11 protein-coding genes are annotated in these 16,021 nt (G+C 71.3%); 7 read left to right on the forward strand and 4 right to left on the reverse strand.

Going from position 1 to position 16,021, the window contains the following annotated elements; all coding sequences use genetic code 11:
* Positions 1–35: 35 nt before the first annotated feature.
* The 3 genes from ACIBUY_RS25690 to rhaI all read right to left on the reverse strand — a co-directional run bounded on the left by ACIBUY_RS25690 (position 36) and on the right by rhaI (position 4,969).
* On the reverse strand, positions 36–1,478 hold the full coding sequence (locus ACIBUY_RS25690) for a rhamnulokinase family protein (RefSeq protein WP_399153837.1): 1,443 nt from the start codon (positions 1,476–1,478) through the stop codon (positions 36–38).
* Between the two features lie 214 nt (positions 1,479–1,692).
* A complete protein-coding gene (locus ACIBUY_RS25695; RefSeq protein WP_399153838.1) occupies positions 1,693–3,738 on the reverse strand; it encodes a bifunctional aldolase/short-chain dehydrogenase in 2,046 nt (681 codons plus the stop codon).
* A 55-nt stretch (positions 3,739–3,793) separates the two neighbouring features.
* Positions 3,794–4,969 carry an L-rhamnose isomerase gene (gene rhaI, locus ACIBUY_RS25700; protein WP_365575730.1) on the reverse strand — a complete coding sequence of 392 codons (1,176 nt, stop codon included), beginning with the start codon at positions 4,967–4,969 and terminating at the stop codon, positions 3,794–3,796.
* Between the two features lie 303 nt (positions 4,970–5,272).
* Here rhaI and ACIBUY_RS25705 point away from each other — a divergent pair, with 303 nt between their 5' ends.
* From ACIBUY_RS25705 to ACIBUY_RS25730, 6 genes are read left to right on the forward strand one after another with little or no spacing between them, the layout of a single operon-like run.
* Positions 5,273–6,784 carry a sugar ABC transporter ATP-binding protein gene (locus ACIBUY_RS25705; protein ID WP_399153839.1) on the forward strand — a complete coding sequence of 504 codons (1,512 nt, stop codon included), beginning with the start codon at positions 5,273–5,275 and terminating at the stop codon, positions 6,782–6,784.
* Positions 6,781–7,836 (forward strand): ABC transporter permease, encoded by a 1,056-nt coding sequence (locus ACIBUY_RS25710; RefSeq protein WP_365575726.1) that lies wholly within the window; start codon positions 6,781–6,783, stop codon positions 7,834–7,836. Before ACIBUY_RS25705 ends, ACIBUY_RS25710 begins: the two co-directional genes overlap by 4 nt.
* Complete coding sequence (locus tag ACIBUY_RS25715) at positions 7,829–8,881, forward strand: ABC transporter permease (RefSeq protein ID WP_399153840.1); 1,053 nt, start codon at positions 7,829–7,831, stop codon at positions 8,879–8,881. Before ACIBUY_RS25710 ends, ACIBUY_RS25715 begins: the two co-directional genes overlap by 8 nt.
* 44 nt (positions 8,882–8,925) lie before the next feature.
* The gene (gene rhaS / locus ACIBUY_RS25720; protein WP_365575722.1) at positions 8,926–10,011 is read left to right on the forward strand and encodes a rhamnose ABC transporter substrate-binding protein; all 1,086 of its coding nucleotides are present in this window, start codon (positions 8,926–8,928) and stop codon (positions 10,009–10,011) included.
* 33 nt (positions 10,012–10,044) lie between these two features.
* Positions 10,045–10,365 carry an L-rhamnose mutarotase gene (locus tag ACIBUY_RS25725; RefSeq protein WP_365575777.1) on the forward strand — a complete coding sequence of 107 codons (321 nt, stop codon included), beginning with the start codon at positions 10,045–10,047 and terminating at the stop codon, positions 10,363–10,365.
* Positions 10,358–11,383 (forward strand): LacI family DNA-binding transcriptional regulator, encoded by a 1,026-nt coding sequence (locus tag ACIBUY_RS25730; protein ID WP_399153841.1) that lies wholly within the window; start codon positions 10,358–10,360, stop codon positions 11,381–11,383. The genes ACIBUY_RS25725 and ACIBUY_RS25730 overlap by 8 nt, the downstream gene beginning before the upstream one ends.
* Positions 11,384–11,424: 41 nt before the next feature.
* Here ACIBUY_RS25730 and ACIBUY_RS25735 read toward each other — a convergent pair whose 3' ends face one another.
* Positions 11,425–14,514: a family 78 glycoside hydrolase catalytic domain gene (locus ACIBUY_RS25735; RefSeq protein WP_399153842.1), complete on the reverse strand. Its 3,090-nt coding sequence runs from the start codon at positions 14,512–14,514 to the stop codon at positions 11,425–11,427.
* Between the two features lie 325 nt (positions 14,515–14,839).
* Between ACIBUY_RS25735 and ACIBUY_RS25740 the strand changes: the two genes are divergently transcribed.
* Positions 14,840–15,868 carry a LacI family DNA-binding transcriptional regulator gene (locus tag ACIBUY_RS25740; protein WP_365575716.1) on the forward strand — a complete coding sequence of 343 codons (1,029 nt, stop codon included), beginning with the start codon at positions 14,840–14,842 and terminating at the stop codon, positions 15,866–15,868.
* The last annotated feature ends 153 nt before the right edge of the window (positions 15,869–16,021 follow it).

Below are 16,021 nucleotides of genomic sequence, written 5' to 3' on the forward strand. Positions count from 1 at the left end.
GGATGGGTGCAGCGTACGTCGTGCGGGCCTCCCGGTCACGGGGAGGTGATCCTGGCCGCGGCCGCCGTCCATGCGGCGCCGGTGCCGCGCGGCTCGTAGCGGGTCAACGGCTGGGTGCGGGCGACCAGTTGGCGCATTGCCGCGCGATCGCCGAGGACGCCGTCGGCGCGGGCCTGCACGAGGACGTTTCCGAGGGCCGCGGCCTCGGCGGGGCCCGCGACGACCGGCAGCCCGCAGGCGTCCGCGGTCAGTTGGCACAGCAGGGCGTTGCGGGCGCCGCCGCCGACGATGTGCACGACGTCGACGGGCCGGTCGGCGAGCCGGGCCGCGTCCGCCACCGCCCGCCGGTGGGCGAGGGCCAGCGAGTCGAGGATGCAGCGGACCGTCTCGGCGCGGCTGCGGGGTTCCGGCTGCCCGGTGGCGCGGCAGGCGGCCGCGATCCGCTCCGGCATCCCGCCCGGGGCGAGGAACGCGGCGTCGCCCGCGTCGACGACGGAGCGCAGCGCGTCGGCCCGGTCGGCCGCGCTCAGCAGCTCGGTCAAGTCCGGGTCGCCCCAGGCGCGTTGACACTCCTGGAGCAGCCACAGGCCCATGATGTTGCGCAAGTAGCGGACTGTGCCGTCGATGCCGAGCTCGTTCGTGAAGTTGGCGGCGCGGCTCTCCTCGGTCAGCACGGGAGCATCCAGCTCGAGGCCCGCGAGGGACCAGGTGCCGGTGCAGATGTACGCGAAGTGCGGCTCCGTCGCCGGGACCGCGGCCACGGCCGACGCGGTGTCGTGCGAGGCGACCGCCGTCACCGGCACGGGTCCGGTCAGGCCGGTCTCCGCCAGGACGTGCGGCAGGAGTTCACCCGCCGGGTCGCCTGGTCGGCGCAGCGGCGCGAAGAGCTTCAGGTCGATGCCCGCCCGGTCCGCGACGCCGTACGCCCAGTCGCCGGTGCGCGGGTCGACGAGCTGGGTGGTCGAGGCGTTCGTCAGCTCCGTGCCCTGTCGGCCCGTCAGCCAGTACGTGAGCAGGTCCGGGATCATCAACAGGCGTCGGGCGGCGTCGAGTTGGGCCGTGCCGCGGGCCGCCGTGAGCTGGTACAGGGTGTTGAACGGGGCGTACTGGATGCCCGTGGCCGCGTACAGCTCCGCCGGGGGGAGCGTCGCCCAGACCCGCTCGGCGACGTGGTCCGTGCGGGGGTCGCGGTAGTGGAAGGGGTTGCCGAGGAGAGCGCCGTCCGCGTCCAGCAGCCCGTAGTCGACCGCCCAGCTGTCGATCCCGAGGGACCGCACCCGACCGGCCCTGCGCAGGCCCTCCAGGATGCCGGTGTAGAGGCTGAGGATGTCCCAGTGGAGGGCGTCTTGGATGCGGACGGGTCTGTTGGTGAACCGGTGGCACTCCGTGAGGTCCAGGGTGTCGGGTGTGACCCGGGCGGTCATGACGCGGCCGCTCGAGGCACCCAGGTCTATCGCGGCGTAGGGGGTGTTGGGCATGGGGGTTCGTTCGCCTTTGCGCCGTAGTGGGGTGGGGTTTCGTTGGCGGGTGAGGGTTTCGTCGTGACTGGTCGCGTCCCGCGCCCCTGAGATGCCTGAGGCACCTCAGGGGCGCGGGGAACTGCGCGAAGCAGGACCACCGGCCGGTAGCCGCCGACGAGCGCGCAACCCGGCATACGAGAACGCGCCGACCCCGCTCACCCAGCCGCACCCGTCACCGCAAGAACGCGGCAGCGACCCCCGCATCCACCGGCACGTGCAACCCCGTCGTGTGCGTCAACTCCCCACCCGTCAGGGCGAACACCGCGTTCGCGACATGCTCGGGGAGCACCTCCCGCTTCAACAGAGTCCGCTGGGCGTAGAACTCGCCGAGCTTGTCCTCCTCGATGCCGTACGTCGCCGCGCGCTGCGCACCCCAGCCGCCCGCGAAGATGCCGGAGCCGCGGACGACGCCGTCGGGGTTGACGCCGTTCACGCGGATGCCGTCCGCGCCCAACTCGGCCGCGAGCAGCCGCACTTGGTGGGCCTGGTCGGCCTTGGTCGCGGAGTACGCCACGTTGTTCGGGCCGGCGAAGACCGCGTTCTTGGAGGCGATGTAGACGATGTCGCCGCCCATGCCCTGCGCCCGCATGACCCGCGCCGCCTCGCGCGCGACCAGGAAGGAACCCCGCGCCATGATGGCGTGCTGCAGGTCCCAGTCCTTCGCCGTCGTCTCCAACAGGGGCTTGGAGATGGAGATCCCGGCGTTGTTGACCACCAGGTCGACACCGCCGAAGGCGAGCGCCGCGGCCCGGAACGCCTCCGCGATCTGCTCCTCCGACGTGACGTCCACCGTCACCGCCACCGCCCGGTCCGGGCCGCCCAGCTCCTCGGCGACCGCGGCCGCGCCCTCGGCGTTGAGATCGGCGACGACGACGCACGCCCCCTCGGCGACGAGCCGGTGCGCGATCGCTTTGCCGATGCCGCTGCCCGCGCCGGTCACCAGCGCGACCCGGGTCGCGAGGGGCTTGGGCTTCGGCATCCGCCGGAGCTTGGCCTCTTCGAGGGACCAGTACTCGATGCGGAACTTCTCGGACTCCTCGATCGGCGCGTACGTCGACACCGCCTCGGCGCCGCGCATCACGTTGATGGCGTTGACGTAGAACTCGCCCGCCACGCGCGCCGTCTGCTTGTCCTTGCCGAACGAGAACATGCCAACGCCGGGGACGAGCACGATCGCCGGGTCCGCACCGCGCATCGCGGGGGAGTCGGGCGTCGCGTGCCGGTCGTAGTAGGCGGCGTACTCGGCGCGATAGGCCGCGTGCAGTTCCTTGAGGCGGGACACCGCCTCCTCCACCGGCACGGTCGGCGGCAGGTCGAGGACCAGCGGGCGCACCTTCGTGCGCAGGAAGTGGTCGGGGCACGACGTGCCGAGCGCGGCGAGCCGCGGGTGCTCGGCGCTCGCCAGGAAGTCCAGGACGACCCCGGAGTCGTCGAAGTGGCCGACCTGCGGGCGGTCGGTGGACGCCAACCCGCGGATGTACGGGGCGAGTTCGGCGGCCCGCGCCCGGCGCACGGCCGCACTCAGTGCCCCGTACTCCTCCAGGACCGGTCCGAACGGTTCGGCCTTGCCGTGCTCGGCCAGGTACGTCTCCGCGGTGCGGATGACGAACAGCGAGTTGGCCTCGCACTCCTCGGCGGTGTCGCCCCATGCGGTGATGCCGTGGCCGCCGAGGATGCAGCCGACGGCCTGCGGGTTGGCCGCCTTGATCTCGGCGATGTCCAGGCCGAGTTGGAAGCCGGGCCGCCGCCACGGCACCCAGACGACCTTGTCGCCGAAGCACGTGGCGGTCAGCTTCTCCCCGTCGGCCGCGCAGGCCAGGGCGATGCCGGAGTCGGGGTGCAGGTGGTCGACGTGCGCGGCGTCGACCAGCCCGTGCATCGCGGTGTCGATGGAGGGTGCGGCGCCGCCCTTGCCGTGCAGGCAGTAGTCGAACGCGGCGACCATCTCGTCCTCGCGCTCCACCCCCGGGTACACGTCCGTGAGCGCGCGCAGCCGGTCCAGACGCAGCACGGCGAGCCCGGGCCCGGTGAGGGTGCCGAGGTCGCCGCCCGAGCCCTTCACCCACATCAGCTCGACGTCGCCGCCGGTGACGGGGTCGGTCTCGACGCCCTTGGCGGAGGTGTTGCCGCCGGCGTAGTTGGTGTTGCGGGGGTCGGCGCCGAGCCGGTTCGAGCGGGCGAGGAGTGCGGCGACAGCCGGATGGGGGGCGGAGGTCATGTCAGGGTCCTTTGCGGGTTCGGGGTGCGGGTGCAGAGCGTGAGGCTCGGTCTGGTCACGCCCCCCACCCCGCCTGCTCCCCGCCCACCCGCTCGGCCACGATCCGCTCCTGCCAGCCGCTGGCCGCGTACGCCGCGACGGGGTCGGGGGCGAGCCCCTGCTCCTCGCGCAACTCCCGCAGCAGAGGGCGTACATCGGTGTTGTACGCGTCCATGAGCGCGGCGTTGGCCGCGAGGACGTCACCCGACGCCTGGGCCGCGCCGAGCGCCTCGCGGTCGACGAGCAGGGCCTTGGCGGTGGCCTCCTGCACGTTCATCACGGACCGGATGACGGCGGGGATCTTGGCCTCGATGTTGTGGCACTGGTCGAGCATGAACGCCACGTTCGTCGCCGGGTCGAAGCCGCCGTTCCCCGCGACCTCGTGCAGGATCCGGAAGAGCTGGAACGGGTCGGCGGCGCCCACCATGAGGTCGTCGTCGGCGTAGAAGCGGGAGTTGAAGTCGAAGCCGCCGAGCCGGCCCTCGCGCAGCAGCAGCGCCACGATGAACTCGATGTTGGTCCCGGGCGCGTGGTGCCCGGTGTCGACCACCACCTGCGCCCGCTCGCCCAGCTTCAGGCACTGCAGGTACGAGGTGCCCCAGTCCGGCACGTCGGTCGTGTAGAAGGCCGGCTCGAAGAGCTTGTACTCCAGGAGCATCCGCTGGTCGTCGCCGAGCCGCTCGTAGACCGCGGCGAGGGACTCGGCCAGCCGGTCCTGGCGGGCCACGATGTCGTCCTGCCCCGGGTAGTTGGTGCCGTCGGCGAACCACAGCTTCAGGTCCTTGGAACCGGTCGCGTCCATGATGTCGACGCACTCCAGGAGGTGGTCGACGGCCTTGCGGCGCACCTTCGGGTCCGGGTGCGTGACGCTGCCCAGCCTGTAGTCGTCGTCCTGGAAGGTGTTGGAGTTGATCGCACCGAGCTCCAGGCCGCGTTCCTTCGCGTACGCCGCGAGGCCGGTGTACCCGTCGGAGTCGTCGACCCTGTCCCAGGGGATGTGCAGCGCGACCTTCGGGGCGATGCCCGTGAACTCGTGCACCTTCGCCGCGTCGTCCAGCTTCTCCTGCGGCGTGCGCGGCACACCGCGCTGCGCGAAGACCTTGAACCGGGTGCCGGAGTTGCCGTAGCCCCACGACGGCGTCTCGATCCGCTGGTTGGCGAGTGCGGCCTTCACGGCAGCGATGTCGGGCATGTCCACCTCTGAGTGCGGGTCCGTGCGAATCGTGCGTGAATCGATTCACTTCGCTGGGGAAGGTAATCCCGGGGGCGGTGCCCGTCAAGGGGTTCGACGCGAACTCAACTCCCTGCTGGCGTACGGGAGTACAACGTTGTCATCACGACGTGCTCTGAGGGAATCGGTCCGCGTACGACCCCTTGACCTCTCCTGAGGGGCCGGGCTAGCTTCCGGGCAACTTCACTGAAACATTTCATGTCGGGTGATCCACCTGATCGGCCCGGCGTCTTGTCTTAAGGCCCCCACTCTCGGAGACATGCCATGACGCATCCTGAACCGGAGACGACTCCGGTGCTCGCGCTGGAGGAGGTGAGCAAGTCCTTCGGTGCCGTGCGCGCCCTGCGCGGCGTCAGCCTGCGCCTGTACGCGGGCGAGGCGCACGCCCTTGCCGGTGAGAACGGCGCGGGGAAGTCGACCCTGATCAAGGCCCTCGCCGGAGTGCACCGCCCCGACGCGGGCACGGTGCTCCTCGACGGCGCGCCCGTGGAGTTCCACGGCCCCGCCGACGCGCGGGACGCCGGCGTCGCCGTCATCTACCAGGAGCCGACGCTCTTTCCCGACCTGTCCATCGCCGAGAACATCTTCATGGGGCGCCAGCCGCGCCGCTCGCTGGGCCGCGTCGACCACCGTGCGGTCAAGGAGGCGACGGCCGCCCTGTTCCGGCGGCTCGGCGTCGCGCTCGACCCGGACCAGCCGGCCCGCGGCCTGTCCATCGCCGACCAGCAACTCGTCGAGATAGCCAAGGCGCTGTCCTTCGACGCCCGTGTCCTGATCATGGACGAGCCGACCGCGGCGCTCACCGGCAGCGAGGTGGCCCGCCTGTTCGGCGTCGTCCGCACCCTGCGCGAACAGGGCGCCGCCGTCCTGTTCATCTCGCACCGCCTCGAGGAGATCTTCGAGCTGTGCCAGCGCGTCACCACGCTGCGCGACGGCGCCTGGGTCGCCAGTGAGCTCCTGGAAGGGCTGACCGAGGACGATCTCGTGCGCCGCATGGTCGGCCGCGACCTCGACGAGCTGTACCCCAAGCAGGACACCGAGGCTGGCGAAGTGGCGCTCACCGTAAGGCGGTTGACGCGCGAGGGCGTGTTCACCGACGTCTCCTTCGAGGTGCGGCGCGGCGAGATCGTCGGCCTCGCCGGACTCGTCGGAGCGGGGCGCAGCGAGGTGGCCCGCGCCGTGTTCGGCGTCGACCGGTTCGACGGCGGCGAGGTCGAGGTGCTCGGTCGGAGGCTCAAGCCCGGCGCCCCGAGCCTCGCCATGCACGCGGGCCTGGCCCTCGTCCCGGAGGACCGGCGTGCACAGGGCCTGGTGATGGACATGTCCATCGAGCGCAACATCGGGCTGACCGGATTCGCCGAGACCAGCCGCGCGGGGCTGATGAACCGCAGGGCCGAGCGCAGCCGCAGCGTCGACTGGGCCGTGAAGCTCCAGGTCAAGTACGCGCGGCTGGCCGATGTCGTCGGCACGCTGTCCGGCGGCAACCAGCAGAAGGTCGTGCTCGCCAAGTGGCTGGCGACCGCGCCGCAGGTGCTGATCGTCGACGAGCCGACCCGCGGCATCGACGTCGGCACGAAGGCCGAGGTGCACCGGTTGCTGTCGTCGCTGGCCGCCGAAGGGGTTGCCGTCCTGATGATCTCCTCCGACCTGCCCGAGATCCTCGGCATGGCCGACCGCGTCCTCGTCATGCACGAGGGCCGCCTGGCCGCCGAACTCCAGCGGTCCGAAGCGACCGAGGAGACCGTGATGGCCGCCGCCACCGGGAGGGCCGCATGACCGTCACCACCCACCCCGTACGCGAGCAGTCCGCGCCCGAACCCACCGCGGGGCGCCGCCTGTTGGACAAGGTGTTCAAGGTCCGCGAGCTGGCCGTGGCCGGCGTGCTGCTGCTGATGCTGCTCGCCACCGAGGTGTCCAACACGGAGTTCCTGTCCGAGCAGGGCGTCAAGGACCTCCTCCTGAACGCCACCATCCTCGTCCTGGTCGCCACCGGACAGGCCGTCGTCGTCATCACCCGCAACGTCGACCTGTCCGTCGGATCCGTCCTCGGCATCTCCGCCTTCGCCTCGGGCAACTACCTCCAGGGCGGCGGCAGTTCACTCGTCGCGGTCCTGGTCGCCGTGGTCGTCGGCGCCGCCTTCGGCGTCCTGAACGGCGCCCTGGTCAGCCTCGGCAAGGTCCCCGCCCTCGTCGTCACGCTCGGCACCCTGTACGTGGTCCGCGGCATCGACTCCATCTGGGTCGGCTCGCAGCAGATCGTCGCCGCCGACCTGCCCACCGGCTTCGTCGACTTCGGGCACGACGGCCTGTGGGCCGTCCCGTACCTGGCCCTGCTCGCCCTCGCCGTGCTGCTCTGCGTCGGCTACTACCTGCGCAGCTACCGCAGCGGACGCGACCTGTACGCGCTCGGCTCCAGCCCCGAGGCGGCCACGCTCGCCGGCGTCCCGGTCCGCAAGCGGATCATGACCGCGTACGTGCTGTGCGGCGCCCTCGCCGGACTCGCGGGAGCCCTGTACCTGGCCCGCTTCGGCAACGTCGACTCCGGCACCGGCAACGGCTACGAACTCACCGTCGTCAGTGCCGTCGTGGTCGGCGGCGTCGCCTTCACCGGCGGCTCCGGCACCGTCTACGGCGCGGCGCTCGGCGCGCTGCTGCTGACCTCCATCAACAGCGTCCTGCCCGCGATCGGCGTCAGCTCCGTCTGGGTCACCGCGATCAACGGAATCCTGCTGCTGCTCGCCATCGCCGTCGACCGGATCCTCGCGCTGCGCGTCGCCGCGGTGCTGCGCAAGCAGGCAGCCCAGATGAGGAGCGCCCGCCATGCCTGAATCCCTGAAGGCCGAACCCTTGAAGGCCGATTCCCGCAAGGCCGAATCCCTGAGAAACGCGGTCCGTTGGGACACAGCCGTCGGCGCCCTGCTGATCGTGCTGCTGCTCAGCTCGTTCTCGTTCGTCGACAACTTCGGCAACGCGCTCAACCTCTCCTTCCTCATCGGCAACACGCTGCCCATCGCCCTGATCGCGCTGCCGATGACGATGCTCGTGATCAGCGGTGAGGTCGACCTGTCCGTCGGGTCCACCGCCGGACTGTCGGGCGCCGTGATGGGCGCCCTGTGGAACAACGGCATGGCGATCGAGACGATCATCCCGCTGTGCCTGCTGCTCGGCGTCGTCTGCGGCCTGGTCAACGGGCTGCTCGTGACCCGCCTCGGGCTGCCCTCGCTCGCCGTCACCATCGGCACCATGGCCGCCTACCGGGGCATCGCCCAGATCGTCCTCGGCTCCGACTCCGTCACCGACTTCCCCTCCCAGTACCTGGACTTCGGGGCGGGCCGCATCGGCGACACGTTCCTCCCGTACGCCGCGCTGCCCTTCGTCGTGCTGCTCGCGATCGCCGTGGTCGTGCTGCACGCGACCCGGCTCGGCCGCTCCCTGTTCGCGATCGGCGCGAGCGAGGAGGCGGCCCGGTTCTCCGGCATCCGCGTCAAGCGCCTCAAGCTGTCCATGTTCGTGACCACCGGGCTGCTCTCCGCACTCACCGGCGTGTTCTGGGCGCTGCACTACGCCAGCGCCCGCTACGACAACGCCACCGGGCTCGAACTCTCCGTCATCGCGGCCGTGTTGCTCGGCGGCATCGACTTCGACGGCGGCAGGGGCACCCTCGGCGGCGCGATCGCCGGCGTCTTCCTGCTCGGCTCGCTGCAGAACGTGATGAGCCTGCTGAACGTCTCCGCGCAGTCCCAGATCGTCGTCACCGGCGTGCTGCTCATCGTCTCCGTGCTCGCCCCGCGCGTCGGCCGGCAGCTCGCCTGGGCCAGGGCCCGCAGGCGGACAGCGGCGGCGCCCCCGGCGGCGCCCGCCACCACCGCCTGACCCGCATCCCGCACCGATACCCCACCCCCTCCTAAGGAACCGCCATGTCGAAAACAGCCACGGCCCGCCGCCTCACCGCCGCGCTCGCCGTCACCACCGCCCTGGTCATCGGTGCCACCGCGTGCGGCGGCACCACGAAGGACGACGCGAACAAGGAGGACGCCAAGTCCGCGGCCGCGGGCAAGGCCGACCCGAACGCCGCCACCAAGAAGGGCCTCACGGTCGCGTTCCTGCCCAAGCAGGTCAACAACCCGTACTTCACGACCTCCGACAACGGTGGCAAGAAGGCTCTGGAGGAGCTCGGTTCGACGTACAAGGAGGTCGGCACCAGCAGCGGCACCGACACCTCAGGACAGGTCTCCTACGTCAACACCCTCACCCAGCAGCAGGCCGACGCGATCGCCGTCTCCGCGCAGGACCCGGGCGCCCTGTGCACCGCGCTGAAGCAGGCCATGAAGAACGGCGTCAGCGTCGTCACGTACGACTCCGACACCAAGGCCGACTGCCGCCAGGTGTTCGTCTCGCAGGCCAGTGCCGAGGACCTCGGCCGCACCCAGGTGCAGCAGATCGCCCAGCAGATCGGCGGCAAGGGCGAGATCGCGATCCTGTCGGCGGCGCAGACCGCGACGAACCAGAACACGTGGATCGACTACATGAAGGACGAACTGAAGAAGCCCGCGTACAAGGACATCAAGCTCGTCACCACCGCCTACGGGGACGACGACGCCCAGAAGTCGTTCCAGCAGACCCAGGGCCTCCTCCAGGAGCACCCGAACCTGAAGGGGATCATCTCCCCGACCACCGTCGGCATCAAGGCCGCAGCCCAGTACCTGTCGGGCTCCAAGTACAAGGGCAAGGTCAAGCTGACCGGCCTCGGCACCCCCAACGACATGCGGGCCTACGTCAAGAACGGCACCGTCGAGGCCTTCGAGCTGTGGGACCCGGCCAAGCTCGGCGCGCTCGCCGCGCACACGGCCGTCGCCCTGGAGTCCGGTCGGATCACCGGGAAGGAGGGCGAGACGTACAAGGCCGGTGACATGGGCTCGTTCACCATCGGCAAGGACGGCGTCGTCACCCTCGGCAAGCCGACCGTCTTCGACAAGTCGAACATCGACCAGTTCAAGTTCTAGTTCCAGTTCTCGTTCCAGTTCTTGGGGGTGCCTGTGCAGCGCGTCTGTTTCCTGCTGAAGGTCAGGGCCGACCGGGTCGACGAGTACCGCGTACGCCACGAGGACGTGTGGCAGGAGATGCGCGAGGCCCTGACCGCCACCGGCTGGCACAACTACTCGCTCTTCCTGCGCGAGGACGGCCTGCTCGTCGGCTACCTGGAGACGGAGGACTTCGAGGCGGCCCGTGCCGCCATGGACGCCACCGACGTCAACGCCCGCTGGCAGGCCGAAATGGGTGAATTCTTCGAGGAGTTGGCGGGGCAGGCGCCGGACGCCGCGATGCGCCCGCTCAGCGAGGTCTTCCACCTTGCCTGAGCGGCGGGCGGTCGGCATCAAGGACGTCGCGCACGAGGCAGGGGTCTCCGTCGGCACCGTCTCGAACGTCCTCAACCAGCCGGACCGCGTCTCCGTGCCGACCCGCCGCCACGTCCAGCAGGTCATCGCCCGCCTCGGCTACGTCCGCAGCGAGTACGCCCGTCAGCTGCGGGCCGGGCACAGCCGGATCGTGGCGCTGCTCGTCCTCGACGCGGGCAACCCGTTCTTCGTCGACGTCGCGCGCGGCGCCGAGCGGGCCGCCCGCGACGCGGGGCTCGGCGTGATGGTCTGCAACAGTGCCCAGGACCCGGCCGAAGAGGCCGAGTACCTGGGCCTGTTCGCCGAACAGCGGGTCCGCGGCGCGCTGATCACCCCGGCCGATCCGAGCGGCGCGACCCTGCGGGACTTCCGGCGGCACGGCATCCCGTACGTCGTCGTGGACCGGACCACGGACACGGAGGAGGGCTGCTCCGTCGCCGTCGACGACGTCTCGGGCGGCGCCCTCGCGCTCGGGCACCTCGTCGCCGGGGGACACCGCTCCCTCGCTTTTGTCAGCGGGCCGCCGCACCTCCAGCAGGTGCGGGACCGCCGCGAGGGCGCCCGCAAGGCGCTCACCGAGGCCGGACTGCCCGGGAGGCTGCTGCGCGAACTGCCCACGGAGCGGCTCGACGTGGCCGCGGGGCGCGACGCGGGCGCGCGGCTGCTCGGCCTCACCGACCGTCCCACGGCCGTGTTCTGCGCGAACGACCTGCTGGCCCTCGGCGTGCTGCAGGCCCTGTACGCGGCGGGGGTGCGGGTTCCCGATGACATCTCCCTCGTCGGCTACGACGACATCGAGTTCGCCGCCGCGGCCACCGTCCCGCTCACTTCCGTCCGCCGCCCCGCCGTCGCACTCGGCGCCATCGCGGCGGGCCTCCTGTTGCAGGAGACGGGCGAGCGTGCGGCGCGGCACCGTCATCAACACGTCGTGCTGCGACCGGAGTTGGTGGTCCGCGGCTCCAGCAGGGCGCGCGCCTGAGTCGCACGGATGCGGGGGTCCCGCATCCGTGCGACAGGGGGTCAGCGCACCGTACTGGTCAGCCGGTACCGCCCCGACGGCAGCCGGAACGTCGCCGTCCCGCCGCCGAAGCCGACCGCCTTCACCCCGGCCACCTGCGCGAGCGGCGTGCGCCCCTCGCGCACCGCGGACGCCGCCACGGCCGGCAGGCTCAGGGTCGCCTCGGTCCCCGCGGGCACGACCGCCTCGTACGTCAGCGTCCCGTCCTTGGCGAGCGACCACTCGCTGGTGATCTCGCCGTACGGGGACAGGTGCCGCCCCGACACGCGCGTCACGGCCCCGGTCGGATCGAGCTGCGGCTGGAGCCGGAACCGCCGGAACCCGGGGTGCTCCGGGTCACCGGCGATGCCCGCCATGTAGGCGTACATCCACTCCATGATCGCGCCGTACGAGTAGTGGTTGAAGGAGTTCATCTCGACGGGCCCGAAACCGTCCTCCTTCGAGTACGAGTTCCAGCGCTCCCACACGGTCGTGGCGCCGTTGTCCACCGAGTACAGCCAGGACGGCATCGCGTTCTGGTGCAGCAGCTCGTACGCGAGGTCGGCGCGGCCCTCGTCGGTGAGGACGGGGGCGAGGACGTTCACGCCGAGGAAGCCGACGGACAGGGTGTTCTCCGCGTACTGGACGCGGGCGCTGTTCGGGTGCGCGGCCTTGTACGCCGCGTCGTTGCCGATGTTGTCCGCCAACAGGCCGACCAATGACCGGCGTTGGGCCTCGGTGTCGTAGAAGCCGAGCTTGAGGACCCACAGCAGCGCGGACTGACTGTCGTCCTCGGGGTCGCCGCCCATCGGCGGCTTTCCGCCGATGCTCGACTTCACGGTGATCGTGTCGCCGTCGACCCGGACGTACTTGGCCAGGAACGCGCGGCGGATGTTGCCGAGCAGGTCGTCGTACGCCGTGGCCTCGCCCGCGCGTCCGGTGGCCCGCGCCATCTGGGCCATCAGGCGCACGCTGTAGGCGTAGTAGACGTCGCTCATCAGCTGGGTGCCGGTGTTCTGGAACGCGAGCCAGTCGGCGAAGATCGCGCCCTGCCCCGCGTACGTGTCGCCGCCCTTGGCCCGGATCCAGTCGATGTAGCGGACCATCGCGTCCCAACTGCGGTCCACGACCGTGGGATCGCCGCTCATCTGCCACACCGTCCAGGGCACGATGACACCGCAGTCCGCCCAACCGCTGCACGGGGCCGCCGCGTTGTACCGGTTCCCGGGCGCCACCGCGGTGAACTGGGCGCCGTCCACCCCGTAGATCTTCTGCGACTCGACGAGGATGTCCTCGAAGTGGCTGAGGAACGCGACGGCGTCCACGTTGTAGAGGCCGGTGTGCGAGAAGACCTGGGTGTCGCCGGTCCAGCCGAGCCGCTCGTCGCGCTGCGGGCAGTCGGTCGGCACCCACAGGTAGTTGCCGCGCTGGCCCCAACGGACGTTGCTGATCAGCTGGTTGACCTTGTCGTCGTCGGTCGTGACGCTGCCGATGTCCCGGATCGCGGACGTGCCGACCCTGCCGGTGAGGCCGGAGACGGTCACCTCGGCGTCGGGCGTCGTCACCTCCACCGAGACGTAGCGGAAGCCGTAGAAGGTGAGCGAGTCCTGATGGGTCTCGCCGTCCTGCGCGCCCTTGAGGACGTACGTGCTCGTGGCCTTGGCGCTGCGCAGATTGGCACGGTACAGGGAGCCGACCGGGCCGTCGGCGCCCGCGCTGTCGTCGTTGAGCATCTCCCCGAACCTGCAGACGACCTGGGCGCCCGCCGGGCCGCGCAGGGTGTAGCGGGGGACACCGACCATGTTCTGCCCGAGGTCGAAGACGGCCGTGTCGCCGGCGCGCAGGGCGACGGGCCCCGGCTCCTTCGTGGTCGAGCGGGCCGGGTCGGGCACGATGCGGCCCTTCCCGTTGGCGCTCGACGACGCGCCCTCGACCGTGTCGTAGACGGTGACCGACTGCGGGCGCCGGTCCCACGCGGGCATCAGACGGGCCGACTCACCGGGGTAGGCGGTGAGCTTCGCGTCGGGGAACTTCGCGGAGTAGCCGGACAGTTCGACGTCCGCCCAGCCCGAGGCGTCGAAGCCGTTCGCGCTCCAGCCGTCCAGCTCCTGCCGGGCGTCGTACGTCTGCCCGTCGTAGATGTCGTCGGCGCGGTACGGGCCGGTGTCCGTGGCCCGCCAGCCGCCGCCGGGCGCGGTGACGACGGTCTGCGTGGCGCCGTCGGCGTACCGGATCAGCAGCTTCGCCTTGAGCGCGAGCGCGTTGCCGTCCTTCGACCAGTACGTGCTGTTCTCGGAGATCCGGCCGTTGTACCAGCCGTTGCCGAGCACCGCCGCGAGCGTCACCGACCGGCCGCCGCCCGCGACCAGGTCCGTGACGTCGTACGCGAAGTAGTTCACGGTCATGTCGTAGTTGGTCCAGCCCGGCGTGAGCAGCTCGGGCGTGCGGCCGCCGTCCTGGGGGACCGTCACGCGCTCACCGTTCACGTACGCCTCGTAGACGCCGAGCGCGGTCACGTACAGGCGGGCCTCGCCGACCCGGCCCTCGCGCAGCGGCGTCTCGCTGCGCAGCAGCGGCGCACCCGCCGAGTTCGGGGCCTTGCCCTTCATGGCGATCCACTGGGCGCCGTCCCAGTTCGTCCTGCCGTCACTGCTCAGCAGACCCGTCTCGAACCAGGCGGCCGACGCGGTCCCGACCGGCCGGCCCTTGGTGTCCCAGACCGAGACGGTCCAGAAGTACCGCGTGGACGGCCGCAGTCGAGGCCCGTCGTACAGCACGGCGACGGAGTCGGCGGACGTGACCCTGCCGCTGTCCCAGACGTCGGCGCGAGCGAGCCGGCCGGGCGAGGAGGCGACCTGGATCCGGTACGCGCCCTGTGCCAGGCCGCGTCGCGTGGAGTCGAGGCGCCAGCCGAAGCGGGGGCGGACGGCGTCCGAGCCCAGGGGCGAGGTGCGGTGCTCGACCGTCAGGCCGGTCACCGGACCGCTCGCGGCGGGCGGGGCGGGGGCGGCCTGCGCGGGGGCCGCGGAGCCGAGCGCACCGGCTCCGGCAAGGACGGGCACGGCGCCCGCGGTCGCGGCGAGCACGGTTCTGCGGCGGATGTCGCTGCTCATCTCTCGGGTGTCCCTTCGGCGTTGAAGGCGTGTGTCGTTGAAGTGGCTCTTCTGGTGGGGCAGTTGAACGGTTTCAAACGATTCAATGAGCGGTGGAGGAACCTACGTGCCCCTGAGACGGGTGGCAAGAGGTGTGCAACGAGAGCTCCTGTGCACGCCGATTGACACGAGATTGCGACGCCCGCAGAGTTACGTCGAGGCGTCTACGAAACGATTCAAGGTCAGGGAAGTCGGTGCTCCCGCCCGTCCGACCGGTCGAACATCGGCCGAGCGCCCCCACGTACACTCGCCCTGCCGCACCCGCTCACCAGGAGGTCCACGCCCGATGGCACAGTCCGTGGGGATCAAGGACGTCGCGCGCGTCGCAGGCGTGTCCGTGGGCACCGTCTCGAACGTCATCAACCGGCCCGAGACCGTCGCCGACGAGACCCGGGCCCGCGTCCTCGCCGCCATCGACCGCCTCGGCTACGTCCGCAGCGAATCCGCGCGCCAGCTGCGCGCCGGACGCAGCCGCATCATGGGCCTGCTCGTCCTGGACATGGGCAACCCGTTCTTCGTGGACGTCGCCCGCGGCGCCGAGCGCGCGGCCCGCGCCGCCGGGCTCGGCGTGATGGTGTGCAACAGCGCGCAGAGCACCAGCGAGGAGGCTGAGTACCTCTCCCTCTTCGCCGAGCAGCGGGTGCGCGGCGTGCTCCTCACACCCGCCGAGGCGACCGGCCGCACCGTCGAGGGATTCCGGCGCCACGACATCCCGTTCGTGCTCGTCGACCGGGTCGCCGAGGGCGCCAGCGAGTGCTCGGTCTCCGTCGACGACGTGAACGGCGGAGAGCTCGCCGTGCGCCACCTCGTGGACGCGGGCCACCGCCGGATCGCCTACGTCAGCGGGCCGCCCGCCCTGAACCAGGTGAAGGACCGCAGGCAGGGCGCCCTGCGCGCCCTGAAGGAGGCCGGGCTGCCCGCGAGCGCGCTGCGCGAACTGCCCACCGAGCGGCTCGACGTGGCCGCGGGACGCGACGCGGGTGCCCGCCTGCTCGGCCTCGCCGACCGCCCCACCGCCGTGTTCTGCGCGAACGACCTCCTCGCTCTCGGCGTCCTGCAGTCCATGTACGCGGCCGGGGTGCGCGTCCCCGAGGACGTGGCGATCGTCGGCTACGACGACATCGAGTTCGCGGCCGCCGCCGCGGTCCCGCTGACCTCGGTCCGCCAGCCCGCCGTCACCATGGGCGCGCTCGCCGCCGAGCTGCTCCTGGAGGAGATCGAGGCCGCCGACCGGCCGGACACCGCGCACGAGCACCGCCGCGTCGTGCTCCAGCCGGAGCTCGTCGTCCGCGGCTCCAGCCTGGGCCCGCGCTGACCCCGCCCCGGGCCGTGTGCTGAACTGTCCGGAATGCGGCCCACCCGCACCGCGATCCGTACAGTCGCGCACCTCTGTACACGCGCACACCCGGGTATCCCCGTACACCTGCACACCCGCACACCCGCACACCCGCACACCCGCACATCCGCA

The sequence above is a fragment of the Streptomyces sp. NPDC050085 genome, from assembly GCF_044460595.1.
Lineage (GTDB): Bacteria > Actinomycetota > Actinomycetes > Streptomycetales > Streptomycetaceae > Streptomyces.